This window comes from Hymenobacter volaticus (assembly GCF_022921055.1).
In the GTDB taxonomy this organism is placed as follows: domain Bacteria; phylum Bacteroidota; class Bacteroidia; order Cytophagales; family Hymenobacteraceae; genus Hymenobacter; species Hymenobacter volaticus.
Window position 1 is genome coordinate 5,275,288 of record NZ_CP095061.1, and the last position, 14,056, is coordinate 5,289,343.

At 51.9% G+C, this 14,056-nt stretch carries 15 protein-coding genes; 5 read left to right on the forward strand and 10 right to left on the reverse strand.

From position 1 onward, the window contains the following. Positions 1 to 4: 4 nt before the first annotated feature. Both MUN86_RS23055 and MUN86_RS23060 read right to left on the reverse strand, forming a co-directional pair. Positions 5 to 202 carry a hypothetical protein gene (locus MUN86_RS23055; protein ID WP_245120337.1) on the reverse strand — a complete coding sequence of 66 codons (198 nt, stop codon included), beginning with the start codon at positions 200 to 202 and terminating at the stop codon, positions 5 to 7. A gap of 411 nt (positions 203 to 613) precedes the next feature. Beyond that, positions 614 to 1,003 (reverse strand): DoxX family protein, encoded by a 390-nt coding sequence (locus MUN86_RS23060; protein ID WP_245120339.1) that lies wholly within the window; start codon positions 1,001 to 1,003, stop codon positions 614 to 616. 288 nt (positions 1,004 to 1,291) lie between these two features. Between MUN86_RS23060 and lptB the strand changes: the two genes are divergently transcribed. From lptB to MUN86_RS23080, 4 genes are all read left to right on the forward strand, one after another. Continuing rightward, positions 1,292 to 2,023, forward strand: a complete 732-nt coding sequence (gene lptB / locus MUN86_RS23065; RefSeq protein WP_245120341.1) for an LPS export ABC transporter ATP-binding protein — start codon at positions 1,292 to 1,294, stop codon at positions 2,021 to 2,023. Positions 2,024 to 2,227: 204 nt separating this feature from the next. Beyond that, positions 2,228 to 3,748 carry a GH3 auxin-responsive promoter family protein gene (locus MUN86_RS23070; RefSeq protein WP_245120343.1) on the forward strand — a complete coding sequence of 507 codons (1,521 nt, stop codon included), beginning with the start codon at positions 2,228 to 2,230 and terminating at the stop codon, positions 3,746 to 3,748. Between the two features lie 108 nt (positions 3,749 to 3,856). Next, complete coding sequence (locus tag MUN86_RS23075) at positions 3,857 to 4,087, forward strand: hypothetical protein (protein WP_245120345.1); 231 nt, start codon at positions 3,857 to 3,859, stop codon at positions 4,085 to 4,087. A gap of 182 nt (positions 4,088 to 4,269) precedes the next feature. After that, complete coding sequence (locus MUN86_RS23080) at positions 4,270 to 4,713, forward strand: toxin-antitoxin system YwqK family antitoxin (protein WP_245120347.1); 444 nt, start codon at positions 4,270 to 4,272, stop codon at positions 4,711 to 4,713. 28 nt (positions 4,714 to 4,741) lie between these two features. Here MUN86_RS23080 and MUN86_RS23085 read toward each other — a convergent pair whose 3' ends face one another. From MUN86_RS23085 to MUN86_RS23115, 7 genes are all read right to left on the reverse strand, one after another. Then, positions 4,742 to 5,521: a TIGR00266 family protein gene (locus MUN86_RS23085; protein WP_245120349.1), complete on the reverse strand. Its 780-nt coding sequence runs from the start codon at positions 5,519 to 5,521 to the stop codon at positions 4,742 to 4,744. A 197-nt stretch (positions 5,522 to 5,718) separates the two neighbouring features. Beyond that, a complete protein-coding gene (locus MUN86_RS23090; RefSeq protein WP_245120351.1) occupies positions 5,719 to 6,120 on the reverse strand; it encodes a hypothetical protein in 402 nt (133 codons plus the stop codon). Positions 6,121 to 6,244: 124 nt separating this feature from the next. Continuing rightward, positions 6,245 to 8,548, reverse strand: coding sequence for a S41 family peptidase (locus MUN86_RS23095; RefSeq protein WP_245120353.1), 2,304 nt, complete (start codon positions 8,546 to 8,548; stop codon positions 6,245 to 6,247). 251 nt (positions 8,549 to 8,799) lie between these two features. Further along, complete coding sequence (gltX, locus tag MUN86_RS23100) at positions 8,800 to 10,344, reverse strand: glutamate--tRNA ligase (RefSeq protein WP_245120355.1); 1,545 nt, start codon at positions 10,342 to 10,344, stop codon at positions 8,800 to 8,802. A gap of 118 nt (positions 10,345 to 10,462) precedes the next feature. Then, the gene (locus MUN86_RS23105; protein WP_245120357.1) at positions 10,463 to 11,077 is read right to left on the reverse strand and encodes a pentapeptide repeat-containing protein; all 615 of its coding nucleotides are present in this window, start codon (positions 11,075 to 11,077) and stop codon (positions 10,463 to 10,465) included. After that, the gene (locus MUN86_RS23110; protein WP_245120359.1) at positions 11,078 to 11,263 is read right to left on the reverse strand and encodes a hypothetical protein; all 186 of its coding nucleotides are present in this window, start codon (positions 11,261 to 11,263) and stop codon (positions 11,078 to 11,080) included. 112 nt (positions 11,264 to 11,375) lie between these two features. Then, positions 11,376 to 11,765 carry a RidA family protein gene (locus MUN86_RS23115; protein WP_245120361.1) on the reverse strand — a complete coding sequence of 130 codons (390 nt, stop codon included), beginning with the start codon at positions 11,763 to 11,765 and terminating at the stop codon, positions 11,376 to 11,378. A 61-nt stretch (positions 11,766 to 11,826) separates the two neighbouring features. On the opposite strand from MUN86_RS23115, the gene MUN86_RS23120 reads away from it, so the two are divergent. Further along, complete coding sequence (locus MUN86_RS23120; protein ID WP_245120363.1) at positions 11,827 to 12,501, forward strand: 3-hydroxyacyl-CoA dehydrogenase family protein; 675 nt, start codon at positions 11,827 to 11,829, stop codon at positions 12,499 to 12,501. Here MUN86_RS23120 and MUN86_RS23125 read toward each other — a convergent pair. Next, a complete protein-coding gene (locus MUN86_RS23125) occupies positions 12,498 to 13,940 on the reverse strand; it encodes a glycosyltransferase family protein (RefSeq protein ID WP_245120365.1) in 1,443 nt (480 codons plus the stop codon). The two genes, MUN86_RS23120 and MUN86_RS23125, sit on opposite strands and share 4 nt — an antisense overlap. Positions 13,941 to 14,056: the final 116 nt, after the last annotated feature.

Here is a 14,056-nt window from a genome sequence, read left to right on the forward strand (position 1 = left end):
AAGTTCATCCCTGCACCAATTTAGGGTGTGGGGAGTCGAGTAGGCAACATATAGTTTTGCCGTCCCACCGCAGGTACCGCCTGTCGGCATAGGTACCGCTAAGTTCACGTGTTGGCTGCTGGAGCAGGTTGACGTCTTTGTAATTCTGCAGCCATAGCCACGTCACCTCGCCGTTGTGCCGACGCTCTTGGATCGTCTTCATCCCGTTCGAAAGGTAAGCTGTGAACAACTCTCGGCTAGAGCCGTTGCGGCGATGCACTATTTTATGCTCCCATGCCAAGGCGAACTTTGTAATTGATGTTCGATTAGCGGACGGAGGAGCTGCATAGTAGCTCTTGACAGTAATGCGGCGGGCTCCCGCCCGATGGGCTTTTGTGATAACTCTTCCTGCTTTCTGTTCAATTTGCTGACGGGCTATAGCTACTTGGCTGAAAAGAGAATCGCGAGCAGCAGTGGCCTTGGTAGCGTCGGTAATAACTTGTGCCGATATGTCAATCGGTATTACTAGAAAAGCAGTTATCAGTCAATTCCCTTGCTGCACAGACGAACCGTTTTCGAAGTTTTATATAGCATAGAATCGTTCAAATATAAAGCCGGGCTGTAAAGCTGTGGGTTATCTTACTTTTGCTCTTTGGAACCTAGCTCGGCTACTCCACCACACCCAAGCAATTAGCACGAGCTGCAACGGCAGCCGCAGCCACAGCGCCCACATCGGCACCGACAAGCCCGCTCCGTGCGCTTGAAGCATGTACACATTCGCTGGAAATACAGCGACTAATAGCAAGACAAGGCCCACACCGGCCACCTGCCGCGTAGCTGGGAAGAGCAGTCCTAAGCCGCCCGCTATTTCGGCTGCCCCACTCACGTACACGAGCAGCAGCGGTGCCGGCAGATAGGGTGGCATAATGCGCAGGTAGGGGCTAGGTGCTGCGAAATGCAAGATTCCGGCCCCTATGAAAATCAGTGCAAGCAAGTAGATACTAAATCGGCGCAGTGAAGACATAAGGTAAAAGCTATAGCAAGGGAGAAGTCGGATTCAGAATGAGCCTTTCGTGTCAGTAAGTTGCAAGAGATTTTGTGGGTAGCCGTACCTGTACTCCAACTCCGTTGCTATGTGAACTACAGTTAGGTAGCGTATTATCTATCCCTAAAGAGGCCATCTTCATTTTTGCTACAACGTGCAAATTAAAATTCAAGACAGAGCGGATACTCACGCCGTACTAGGCTAGCGGCAATGCCGTTAACCTAGCAGTAGCCGCCATCCCCGTGCCTTCAGTTACCTTTGCCCCGCATGATTCTTCGAGCCGATAACCTAGTTAAGAAATACAAAGCCCGCACCGTGGTCAACGACATGTCGTTGACGGTGGCGCAGGGTGAAATTGTGGGGTTGCTGGGACCCAACGGGGCTGGCAAAACCACCTCTTTCTATATGACCGTGGGCATGGTCAAGCCCAATTCCGGTCGCATCTACCTCGATGACCTCGAAATCACTAAGTTGCCTATTTACCAGCGCGCCCGCCTTGGCATTGGCTACTTGGCCCAGGAAGCGTCGGTGTTTCGGGATCTGAGCGTGGAGGAAAACATTCTTTCGGTGCTCGAAATGACCAAAATGCCCAAGCAGGCCCAGCGCGACAAAGTGGAAGAGCTGCTCAATGAGTTTAGCCTTACCCACGTGCGCAAAAACCTCGGTCGGGTACTAAGCGGCGGCGAGCGGCGGCGCACCGAAATAGCCCGGGCCCTAGCCGTTGACCCTAAGTTTGTGCTACTTGATGAGCCCTTTGCCGGCGTTGACCCCATTGCCGTAGAAGAAATTCAGGGCATTGTGGCCAAGCTGAAGCACAAGAACATCGGCATTCTCATCACCGACCACAACGTGAACGAGACACTTAGTATCGTGGACCGGGCTTATCTGCTCTTTGAAGGCAAACTGCTAAAAGCGGGCACCGCCGAAGAACTGGCCGCCGATGAAATGGTGCGCCGAGTGTATTTAGGTAAGCACTTCGAGCTAAAGCGGAAGATATAAGCGTAACTGCCAAGTCACAGGCTTGCGCGAGATAAGCGTAGCTTGATGAGGCTGCTTTGGCCCTTCGATCTGGACTTGTAGGCGTTGTCTGGAGGCTCTTGGAGGCTGGTTTTGTTGTTGGTTTGTCTTTCTAGGCAACATTCCTCCGCAACCAACGGTACAAACGCAACTTGCGCGCTCTGTCTTCCCATCATTCCCAGCTCTGTGTTAAATACCATCCTCACGTGGGCCGTTCAGCGGCGTTTAGCGGATATCAGGTACTTCCAACAGCACCCTCACGAAGTGCAGCAGGAAGTGCTGCATAGCTTGCAGCACACCGCTAAAAACACAGATTGGGGCCGCCAGTACGGTTACGCCGATGGCGTGTCAGGGCGAGAATTTGCGCAGCGCGTGCCAATAAGCAGCTATGAAGAATTGTACCCCATGCTGGAGCGTGTGTTGCGCGGCGAGCGAAACGTGCTCTGGCCCGGACAGGTTCAGTGGTTTGCTAAGAGTAGTGGCACTACCAATGCCCGCAGTAAGTACATTCCGGTCACGCGCGAAGCACTGGAAGACTGTCATTACCGCGCTGGCCGCGACATGACGGCCCTGGCGACTCTGCATTACCCCGACACCCAGGTGTTTGGTGGCAAAACTCTCTCGCTTGGGGGTACGCACACCCCCAATCCGATGCGCCCCGAAGATGCAGCCTCCAGAGTTGGCGACGTTTCGGCTGTTATCATGCAGAATTTGCCAACCTGGGCCGAGCACGTCAGGACCCCTCCTTTGGAACTAGCACTGCTCGATGAGTGGGAAGAAAAGATTGAGCGTATTGCCCGTCATGTAGTGCAGGTTGATGTGCGCGTACTAGCTGGCGTTCCCACCTGGATGATTGTGTTGCTGCGCCGAGTACTGGAACTAGCGGGTACCGATAATATAACGGAGGTATGGCCCAACCTAGGCTTGTTTCTGCACGGCGCTGTGGCGTTTGGGCCCTACCGAAAGCTATTTCGTCAGTTGATTCCTTCGGGGCAGATGCACTACCAGGAGGTCTACAACGCCTCGGAAGGATACATTGCCCTGCAAGATGAACCCGATTCCGAGGATTTGTTGCTCTTACTTAACCACGGTATTTACTACGAGTTTCTGCCCGCCGATCAGTGGGATTCTCTTGAACCCCATGCCGTGCCGCTAGAAGACGTGGAACTAGGCAAGAGCTACGCCCTCATCATGAGCAGCAATGCCGGCTTGTGGCGCTACAAAATCGGGGATACAGTACGCTTCACTTGCTTGGCACCATACCGAATCCGGATTACGGGCCGCACCAAGCATTTCCTGAATGCTTTCGGCGAAGAAGTGGTAGTTGAGAATGCTGAGGCAGCAGTAGCAGCGGCGTGCCAAGCCACCAACACCACCGTCCGCGACTTCACGGCAGCTCCTATCTACTTCGCCGGGGCCGCCGACGGGTCGCGGGGCGGGCATCAGTGGCTAATAGAATTTTTGACCCCGCCGCAGGATACCGAGCGTTTTACAGCGGTGCTTGATACTACCTTACGCCAACTAAATTCTGACTACGATGCTAAACGCCACCGTGATATAGCATTGGTGCCTCCGGTACTTACCGTAGCTAAGCTTGGCCAATTCGAGCGTTGGTTAGCACAAAAAGGAAAGCTTGGTGGGCAACATAAAGTGCCGAGGCTCAGTAACTCACGCGAAATGCTGGAAGAGATATTAGCAGTTTCATAGAAATTGTAGTATCTCTTTGAGAAAGAAGCGAGCAGCCCAAAGCGTTTCTATGTTATTTAATAATTAACTTTATATTGGTGGATTGTTCGACGCTCTTTGTGTTCCGCCGTGGCCGCTGTTGCTTCCTCTCGTTCTCGCCCATACGTTTCCCGCCGGAAACGTCACTTGCTATCTGATGAAAACTCCACGCTGGCCTCTCGGTTCACATTGGGTGTGCTAGGACTGCTTGTGCTGACATTGATAGTGAGTTTGGGCATCATTGCTTCAACCTTGGTTACTCCGGAGCCAACGGCCCTGACTGATACCACGGCTCCCACGGCATCACTGCTTCACTGGTGAGGTAACTAGTCTGACAAGGAGGGGCTTGTAAAGAGAAAAGCTGTTCCAGTTACAGGCGAGAGTACGGGCGAATTTCGGTTGGCCCCGTATATTGAAGCACAGCACACGTAGCTTCAACTGAAGCCGATAGAACGTACTACTTGCCTTGTGGACTAATGCGTCTTGCTCCCTACATACTTGCCTTGGCACTTGCGCTAGGTGCTTGTTCGACTGCCAAGCACGGGCCAATTGGTTTTTGGTCGCAGAGTCGCTACGACAAAGAATTGCGTCAGCACGGACCTTGGCCAACTTACTATGATGACGCCAAGCACCAGCCGATGGCGTTAGGCCGTTTCCGACACGGGCGCTACGCCGGGCGGTGGCGCTATTATGCTCCGGACGGTACACTAGAGCGCACCGAAAAATTTGCCCGCAAACCGTATGGTCTTATTTCCATCACCGAGTACCAAGCTGGCGGCAAGAAAAAGCGCCAAGGTCAGGCCCGTATTATAGACGAGCCTGACGGAATACATTTCTTCTGGTTTGGCGATTGGAAAGTGTTTGATGTGCAAGGGGCCCAAACAGCGGTAGAACACTACGACCGAGGCAAACTCCGCGGCACTCAGCTTGAAATACTGAACCGATAAAAAGCTGTGTTCTCGACAAACTGCTGGCTTACTCGTCGAAGAGCCCGCCCAGATTGCCTAGTACACTGCCGCTTTCCTTCCGTGCATTGCCGCCGCTTGGAGCCAGCGCCTGAATCAGCTTCTTCACGGGCATCGACTGTAGCCACACCCGACCCGTACCGCGCAGGGTGGCTAGCAACAAGCCTTCGCCCCCGAAAATCATGGACTTCAAACCCCCAGCCCGGGTGATGTTGAAGTCGATGCTTGGCTCGAAGGCGACCACGCAGCCGGTGTCCACCCGGAGCAATTCGTTGTTGAGTTGCTTTTCGATGACAGTGCCGCCTGCGTGGATAAAAGCCCGGCCGTCGCCAGTTATTTTTTGCAAAATGAATCCTTCTCCGCCGAAAAAGCCGGCCCCCAGCTTTTGGTTGAAATGGATGTTGATTTTGGTGCCCCGAGCTGCTGCCAAAAAGCCGTCCTTTTGCACAATCAGACCCTGTGGCAAGGTTCGCAGCTCCAGTGGGATAATAGTACCCGGATACGGGGCCGAAAATGCTACCCGGCTTTTGCCGTAACTACCACGGTGGGTGAAGTGCGTCATAAACAACGACTCGCCCGTGATAAGCCGCGTGCCCGCCGAAAACAGCTTGCTCATCAAGCTCTGGTCGGGTTCCGAGCCGTCACCCATTTTGGTTTCGAAGGCAATGGCTTCCTCCATATACACCATGGCGCCCGCTTCGGCAATTACGGTCTCGTTGGGGTCTAGTTCGACCTCTAGTACCTGAATATCATCGCCAAGAATTTTGTAGTCAACGTCGTGGGACTGCATGAGTAGAAGGAGTTAAGGTGGAAATACCGCTTCAAGTATAGTAAAAGCACTGCATTTCAAACCAAGCTCCCACCACAAGTAGCGCGAAGATCTTTTCTTTGGCCATGTAAGGCCTAAAATAGCAGCAAGCCCCTGACACTGCACGAGCAGGTTAAGGGGCTTGTTGCGCTACTTCTTATTGTTACACGATACTAAGCTTATACGTCGTCGGGTAGCTCGGCGCGGGTATCGGCAGCTTCGGCAGCGGCATCGGGCTCGTCTTTAGGGCCCTTCTTCTTGGTTTCGCGGCTGGTACGACGCATGAAATCCTCGTCCGACTCTTCGGGCTCTTGTGCGCCTTCTTCGAGCGGAAATTCCTCGTCTTCTTTTTCCCCAAACTGCCCGTCGCGGTTCACCAACTTCTTGTCGCGCACGTGGCGGTTCAGGAACGTATTGATGTCTTCGATAGAATAGTTGGAAGTTATTTCGCCTAATGGATTGATCTTGATTTCAAACCCTTCCAGCTCCTTGTGCACCCGAGCTTTTTTTTCAGGATCGTTCTTACTTTTCTTATTAACGGGTTTCTTCGCCATGATGTCCTGCGTGGTTACGGTTCCCAAACGCCCTCCCTTTCGTTGCGAGGCCGCTCTATACCAAGCAGTACGGCGCGACGCCCATAGCGGATACGAGAAAATTAGGTTCGACCCCCAGCTAGGATATAGCTTCTCACCAACCGACCTGTGATTATTGCGCGTTGGCTAGCTCAATTGCCTTTTCTAAGAACTCGTCGCGGCCCTCGCGCACGCCCTGAATCGTCTTTTCCAGGTATATATTCGGTATGATGCCTACGCCGTGGTGCTGGCTGCCGTTGTGCTTACGCACTTCCATGCCCGTCCAGGAAATTCGGTAATTGCCAGGGAGAGTGAAAGGATTTATGTTGCCATTAGTACCCGCCGTAGGCTGCCCAATGATGGTGGCCAGCTTGTAGCCCTCCACAAACCCCATGAAACTTTCGGCGTAGCTGATGGCGCTACCATCGGTGATAAAGATGATGCGTGCGGAGAGATGCGGCGCTTTAGGTTTCAATTTCCAACCCATAGGAGTGTAGCCCGCTAGCTGCTTTTGGTCGGGGTAGATGTAGTGCGGCACCCGCATCCAGTGGCCAGCTGTGTCGGGCTGGGAAAGCAAGTGCGCCAAGAGACCATGATTGCTCTTTGGATAGCCACGCAAGTTGCAGATAATAGCTTTAGACTTTTCCAGTTCGGGCATCAGCTTATCAATTGAATCCATCGGAATCTGGTCGAGGTTCAGATAGTAGACAGAAGGCGACAGACGCCGCGACGCCGATCCTTGCCGAGTAGCACTGTACTGATTGGTCGTCTGATCGAAATGCAGCGTAACGGCAGTGGCGCTGGCTCCGGGGCGCAGCACTTCCACCTGAAGCGCAGACCCGGCCGGACCACTTGCCGTTTCGGAGGCGGCTCTGTACCGCAGCCAACCCTGGGTCGCCGCCGATATGTATTGCTCGGCCTCGCGGAAATAAGCGGCGGCTGGCTGCCCATTGATGGTCGTTACGATGTCGTCTTTGTGCACAGCCAAGGAGTTGTCTGCTACTTGCGTAATCATCAGTTGGTTTTGCACCCATTCCCAGGCGACGGGCAGATACTTTACATTGGTGGCGCGGCCGTATGAATACACGCCTACGTGCCCATCGTGGAGGCGAGCGGTGAGGCGGCGCAGCGTTTTCAGGTATTCGGCATCCGTTTGGTCGGGGTAGGCTGCGCGCAATGCTTCGGGTAGAGCGGCGGGCCAATCAGACTTGCTGAAGGCGAAGTAAGGGTAGAAGTGCTGAAACACGTTCCAGGTAATAACTACATCGGCTAGGCGCAGAGCTCGGCTTTTACTGGTGAGGTCAGCGGCTGGCAATTGCTTTAGCGCAGCTTGCAAGGCCGTTAGCTCTGCTTTGTCAGCAGCTGGGTAAGTAGCCTCTTTGGTGCCGTAAAGGGCCAGTGGCAGCACACAGCGCAAACCGCTTCCAATATTTTCTTGCACAACCTCACCAATAGCTACTTGGCGGGCAAAAAGTGCCTCATCAGATCCATTCGCTGTTTCCGACTCACTGCTACTGGAACTGATGAGCACGCTTCGCCGGCCTTCCGCGGCGCTTTTCTCACTCACGGCAAACGAATACTCCTTGGTGTAACTTTTCGCGTTGGCTTTGCCCGAAATACTTTCGGGGTACTTGTCAACGGCGTCGGTCTCGAAATCAGTGGCAAACACGGTTTTCCAGGTGTCGGCTTCTCGCACCAGTACTTGCATCTTATCTACCTGCACTTGCCCTCGGCCACTTAGCATGGCGCCGAAATACAAGGAAACCGCCTGCGGATCGATGGTGCCTTTGATTTCGTATTCCGTCCACTCGCCTCGCGTGATGGGTCGGTCATTCATATTATCGAAGAAGCCCATTTTTCTGCCTGGCAAATCGACTCGGGCCCACAAGGCACCGGAACCTTGCTCGGGAGTGGCATTGCGCACGAAGGCGGTATACCGAAATTCCTTGCCCCGATATGCTGTAGCATCTACGGCCTTAGTAAGGGTGCCGAAAGTAGGCTCGGCTGACTTTAGCGCTTCGGGCCGGTGCAGGCGGCGGCTATGGTAGATGCTGCGGGCATTGCCTTGCCCCATACCATAGTGTTGCCAGCTAATCACCTGGTATCCTTTGAGGTCGTTAGGTGTGATTTCCTTCGCGGCAAAGCTGACCTTTTTGTTGATGGGCAGTAGCTGTAAGGTAGGAGCCACAGGCCGGAAGAGCGTCAATAAGGTTGTGCGTAGCTCATTGTCGGTCTTTGCGGCATCCACGTGCTGAGCGCCTAGCACGGCCAACTTGTCCCAATCCACGGCCGCCGCTTCATCGGAAGGGTGGAAGTAGCGCACGTAGCCGTAGAGCCGGGCGAAGGTTTCGATGTTCTGAACAACACGAGGCGTTGGCGCTTGGGCAATGGCGGCCAGGTTGCCGAATAGAAGGGCTGCAAATACAATCAGGCGCATAAATCAGAAATAGACTGTGAAATTATAGCCAGCAGCGAGAGCCGAACCGCTACCCTAACAAAATAGAAGATGGCGCATTACTTTGATTTAGTTGCATGTAGATCAGTGAATTAGGACACATTCTGTAATAGTCCTCCTGTAGTTAATCCAGAGCTTAGGTTAAGTAGAAATAGGCCCAAACACAAAAGCGCCCGACATTGCTGCCGGGCGCTTGTACCTTCAAAAACGTAGAATTTAGTAGTGTGAGGAGCTTAGCTAACCACTAGCTGACTAACAGCTGCTTCGATGCGCTCAGCGGTTTCCTGGGCTCCCAGAATGCTCATCACCGCCATTAGGTCGGGGCCAGCAGTGGTACCGGTTACGGCCACGCGCAGCACTTGCAACACTTGACCAATCTTCATGCCTTGGCTTTCCACTACCTGCGTGAGCAGAGCCTTTAGGCCGTCGGGCGAAGTATCGGAAGCAGCGGGCAGTTCCTGAGCATACGCCGCTAGAACGCCAGCTACTTGCGCATTCCACTTCTTGCTGATTACCTGCTCGTCGTAGCTGCTAGGACGGTGGAAGAACAATTGCGCTTCGCGGGCCAAGTCGGCAGGGAAGGTGGCACGCTCTTTAACCAAAGCCGCAATCTGCTCGGCTTTTTCAGGGGAGCAGCTGATGCCTTGGGCTTGCAATGACTCCAGTAGGTAGCCTGCTAACTCGGCATCGGGCTTGGCGCGCAAGTACTGCTCATTGTACCAGCGGACTTTGTTTTGGTCGAAGCGGGCCGGCGACTTGCTTACCCGCTCAATCGAGAAGTTCTCAATCAGCTCGTCCATCGTGAACAACTCCTGCTGCGTGCCTGGGTTCCAGCCCAGGAAAGCGAGGAAGTTGATGAAGGCTTCGGGCAAGTAGCCACTTTCGCGGTAGCCGCTGCTTACGGTCGGCTGACTTGTTTCGGCGTCAACGCCATGCCACTCCAGCGGGAACACCGGGAAGCCGAGCTTATCGCCGTCGCGCTTGCTGAGCTTGCCAGTGCCGTCGGGCTTGAGCAGCAAAGGCAAGTGGGCAAACTGCGGCATAGTGGCTTCCCATCCCAGATAGCGGTATAACAGCACGTGCAGCGGCGCCGAAGGCAACCATTCTTCCCCGCGGATGACGTGGGTGATTTCCATCAGGTGGTCGTCCACGATGTTGGCCAAGTGATACGTCGGCATACCGTCCGATTTCATCAGCACCTTGTCGTCAACGGCCGAAGAATGCACCACTACCCAACCCCGGATGAGGTCATTGAAGCGGATTTCTTCTTTGCGGGGCACTTTCAAGCGGATAACATAAGGCGCGTCGTTGTCGAGCAACTGCTTCACCTCGTCTTCGGGCAGCGTAAGTGAATTGCGCATCTGAGTGCGCGTGATGCTGTTGTACTGCGGGTTGGGCACTTTGGCTGCCGTGAGGCGGGCCCGCATGGCATCTAGCTCCTCGGGCGTATCGAATGCGTAGTAGGCGTGGCCACTCTTGATGAGCTGCTGCGCATACTGGCGGTACATGGGCTTCCGCTCGCTCTGCCGATACGGCGCGTGGGGACCACCTTCTTCGATTCCCTCATCGATGATGATGCCGCACCAGCGCAAAGCATCCATGATGTACTGCTCGGCACCGGGCACAAAGCGGTTCTGGTCGGTATCCTCGATGCGGAGCAGCATTTTGCCTCCTAGCTTGCGAGCTAGCAGGAAGTTATACAGTGCGGTGCGCACGCCGCCAATGTGTAGCGGCCCCGTAGGGCTAGGTGCAAAGCGCACCCGTACTTCTCTTTCCATATTTCAGTCAGTTCGCAGGGTCTCCGGGATGGAGAAACGCGCCGCAAAGGTACGATATAGTACGTGTGAACAGAGAAGACGAACTAGCTAGAAAAGGAGGGTGGCCAGTACTTCTTATTTACTTACTTATCACCAGCTCATATTTGGTGAGTAACCCTGGTAAGCTATGCGCCGCAAACCGAGCCTGGCGTACCTGATTTAGCTCCGGATCTAGTACCACATCATGGGCCGTAACGAAATCGGCACCGTTGAGCTTGGTGCCACTGAATACGGCATCCAGCAGACCACACTCTTGAAAAACCGCATTGGTTAAGTCCGCCTGAGTGAAATCTGCTTCACGTAAAGAGCAGTTAACGAAGCGCGTATTCGGCATGACCTTGCCTTGGAAAGAAGCATAGTCAAGTTGGCACTGACTGAAATGAACGCCAAACAGCATGTCGCGGCAGGCATGGAATTGCAAGCCTAGAAGCTTGCAGCCCTCAAATGCCACGTTTTGCAGCGCTACATGGCTCAGACTAGTACCTGCGAAGTTGCAGTTCTCAAACAAGCATTCGGTGAAGCGCCGCCCGGATATATCGGCGCGGGTGAAATCGAAGTTGCTAAACCGGTATTGCTCGAATTCCTGCTGCCCCACCATAGTAGCAGGCAACGCTCGGTCCAACACGTTTTCAGCGGGAAAGAAAGCAGGCTTGGTTAGGGGCTTACTTGCCTTACGAGAAGTGGAAGGGCGCATTTAGTCGCGGTTACGGAAACTAAGCCACAATATCAACCCGAGTAGCGTGATACCCCCACGAATGAGCCAAGCGGTGGTAGCGCCCCACTGTTCTATCCAAGTCAAGAGCATGGACTTCATTCCCAAAAAAGGCAGCACCAACGATAGAAGGCCCAGAATAAACAAGCCAAGTCCAAGCTCTTTCATGATAAGTAAATAGTGAGGTAGTGAATTTATAGAATAATGAGCCCGTGAAATTAGTATTCCAATGAAGTGATTTCAGCAGAACGCAACCTCACGGGCTCACCGAATCTTGTGGTTATTGCTTTACAGCAATGCAAGAAATTTCCACTTGCACGTCCTTCGGTAAACGACTTACCTCTACGGTTTCGCGTGCCGGGGCGTAGTCGGTGGAAAAATAACTGCCGTATATTTCGTTGATGAGGTTGAAGTTGCCGAGGTCTTTTACGAAGATGCTGCACTTCACTACATCGCGCAGCGTAAGGCCTGCAGCCTCCAGCACCGCCTGCAAATTGCGCATCACTTGATGGGTTTCTTCCACCACGTCGCCATTGCCAACTAGTTGCCCAGATTGCGCGTCGAGTGCGATTTGGCCGGAGACGTATACAGTGTTGCCTGCTTGCACAGCTTGGCTATAGGGCCCGATAGGAGCAGGAGCCTGGTTGGAAAAAACAATGGTATTGGCCATGCAGTCAGCGTAAAAAAGGATGAACGATAAATCTGTCTTCAAGCTAAAGTAAGAGGAAATTATGCACTTACTCATCGTGGAAGGCACGCACATCGAAGCAGAGCTGCGCCGTAAATTCGGAACCAGCCATACCTACGACTTTTGCCCCGCCGCTGCGCCCGACCTACGCACTCGCCTTAGCGCCGCCGACGTCGGGTTCGACTTGCGGCCGTGGCCTGAACTACACTACGAGCAGCCACGTCAGCCCCTGTTCTACGACACGTCTCGTGCTTCTTTGGCGGCGCTTTTTCACAAGGAGGAGCCTCCCTTTGGTCCGGTGTTTGGCGTCTGTGCTTTTCCCACTCTGTTGGATAGAGAAGTACTGGAAACTAGCCTTTACCGCCTCGAAGATGCGGCGTTGCTAGCCAGCACCTGTGCTACCCTTGGCACTGCTTATTGTGCCGTACAAGATCAGGTGGGCTTGGTTACGCCTCGCATGGTGTGTGTATTGATCAATGAGGCTTGCTACGCATTGCAAGAGGGCAGTACCTCTGTCCAAAGCTTGAATATTACTCTGCAGCTAGGGCCTGCACATCCACGTGGTCCTTTCGAATGGGCCAATCAGATAGGCGTGGCACGGGTCTTCGAGACCCTAGAAGCCTTGTGGCAAGACACGCACGAGGAGCGTTACAAAGCTTGTGCCCTGCTCAAGACAATGTATTTGAGAGGCAGCCAATTTGAACTGCAACCCCTCTAAGATCTTGATAATCTTTGCCACGAAGTCCACAACCAAAATACGCCGTGCACAGCACTTACTAATGTTAGGGGATAAACTAGAAAAAAATATCGCTGCTCTACATGGTGAAGTGCTACTACAAACAGTAGGATGCAGTATATGGGAGCAAGGCGAACTAGAAGTAGAGTAATATCAAACTTGCGTGGCCAAACTAAAAAGCTAAACAAACCAATGCCTGTCCAAAACCAATGCCATGCTGTAAAAAATAATCTGACTACTTTTTGCCAGATAGATAATTCGTTAAAAGGCAAATCAAAAACGGAAGCACCACTATCTGGCAAAGCTAAATAATAGGTTAACCGTAACGGAGTAATCAAATAATATCTTACGGGATGCTCTCTAATGAATGCAATACGATATCGTCGAAGCGCAGACGCTGCTCGTTTCTCACTAGTAGCACGTACCAAAGCAGGTATTGAATCGTTCCTAGAAATTAATATTTGATTTCGCAGCCATACTAAGGAATCGTATGTAGCAAGTGTAGTAAATTGCCATGGTTGAGGGCTAATCCGAGCAGGCGGTATAGGTCTTGTAAGCCATACAATAAGTGAAGTAGTACTCCATAATACGGGTTCTTCTCCCATAGCTGCTACATAACTTCGAGTTTCTAAATACAGATCAGAATATTGCATTCCTGCATATTCAGTTTGTAGAGGAACAAAGCGCTTGTAAATGAACCAGTTGCGAGCCGTCCATAACGCGTCTGGAATTATAAATGGTAGCAATAATAACGTAATCACATAGCTGGTCTGACGTATTTGCACAAAGATTGTTTTTCGGTGATAATAAGCATACGCCACTATCCAAAAACCGAAAAAGGGTAGCATAAATGGTCGTAAAAAGACTACCCAGGATAACCAACAGCCAGCTATAAAGTAATAAGATAATCGACCTGATTTAAGTGCTTTTAAAAAACAGTATAAGCTAATAATAAGACCACTTGAAGCGAAACTTTCTGTGAAAACAAATAAATCACTTTGTATGCTGTAAGGACTCAGGGCGTATAGGAAAGCAATAATATAAGTAAGATTTGATTTTTTTGTTAAAATCAAAGCTAGTTTAGATAAATAAAACACTGCTACTAATCCAAGTATTATTTGTGTGGCTATTACTGCATTATAAACATATTGCTGGTTGTCAGGTAGTAATATTTTTACAAAGCCATATATTACGCCATAGCCAGGCATACGACCAGCGTAGCCAGGCAAATAATTTAACTCGTAATTGTATTGGCCGTATTTGATTAAATTATCTATTGATTTAAAATAGAATTCCTCTTCACCATACCGCTTACCAATAAGCCCCGTGCCACTTCTGGCAATGCCCATGGAGAAGTATAAAAATATGTATAGGCCAAGGCGTAGTAATGCCGCAAGCCAGAGAATACGTTGTTTGAGCATAAGATAAACATACTACGCACTTCGAGTCTTTCAACAATTGGGTGTTTGCTGTAAAGCTAGAGTATCCGTTATTTTAGTACAGTGTTAGTCTGAACAACAATACTTTGTTTACTGAA

Bases quoted from the DNA above. Each gene is read 5' to 3' on its own strand.
- MUN86_RS23055 (WP_245120337.1), bottom strand. From the start codon at position 202: ATGAAGACGATCCAAGAGCGTCGGCACAACGGCGAGGTGACGTGGCTA.
- MUN86_RS23060 (WP_245120339.1), bottom strand. From the start codon at position 1,003: ATGTCTTCACTGCGCCGATTTAGTATCTACTTGCTTGCACTGATTTTC.
- lptB (WP_245120341.1), top strand. From the start codon at position 1,292: ATGATTCTTCGAGCCGATAACCTAGTTAAGAAATACAAAGCCCGCACC.
- MUN86_RS23085 (WP_245120349.1), bottom strand. From the start codon at position 5,521: ATGCAGTCCCACGACGTTGACTACAAAATTCTTGGCGATGATATTCAG.
- MUN86_RS23095 (WP_245120353.1), bottom strand. From the start codon at position 8,548: ATGCGCCTGATTGTATTTGCAGCCCTTCTATTCGGCAACCTGGCCGCC.
- gltX (WP_245120355.1), bottom strand. From the start codon at position 10,344: ATGGAAAGAGAAGTACGGGTGCGCTTTGCACCTAGCCCTACGGGGCCG.
- MUN86_RS23105 (WP_245120357.1), bottom strand. From the start codon at position 11,077: ATGCGCCCTTCCACTTCTCGTAAGGCAAGTAAGCCCCTAACCAAGCCT.
- MUN86_RS23110 (WP_245120359.1), bottom strand. From the start codon at position 11,263: ATGAAAGAGCTTGGACTTGGCTTGTTTATTCTGGGCCTTCTATCGTTG.
- MUN86_RS23115 (WP_245120361.1), bottom strand. From the start codon at position 11,765: ATGGCCAATACCATTGTTTTTTCCAACCAGGCTCCTGCTCCTATCGGG.
- MUN86_RS23120 (WP_245120363.1), top strand. From the start codon at position 11,827: ATGCACTTACTCATCGTGGAAGGCACGCACATCGAAGCAGAGCTGCGC.
- MUN86_RS23125 (WP_245120365.1), bottom strand. From the start codon at position 13,940: ATGCTCAAACAACGTATTCTCTGGCTTGCGGCATTACTACGCCTTGGC.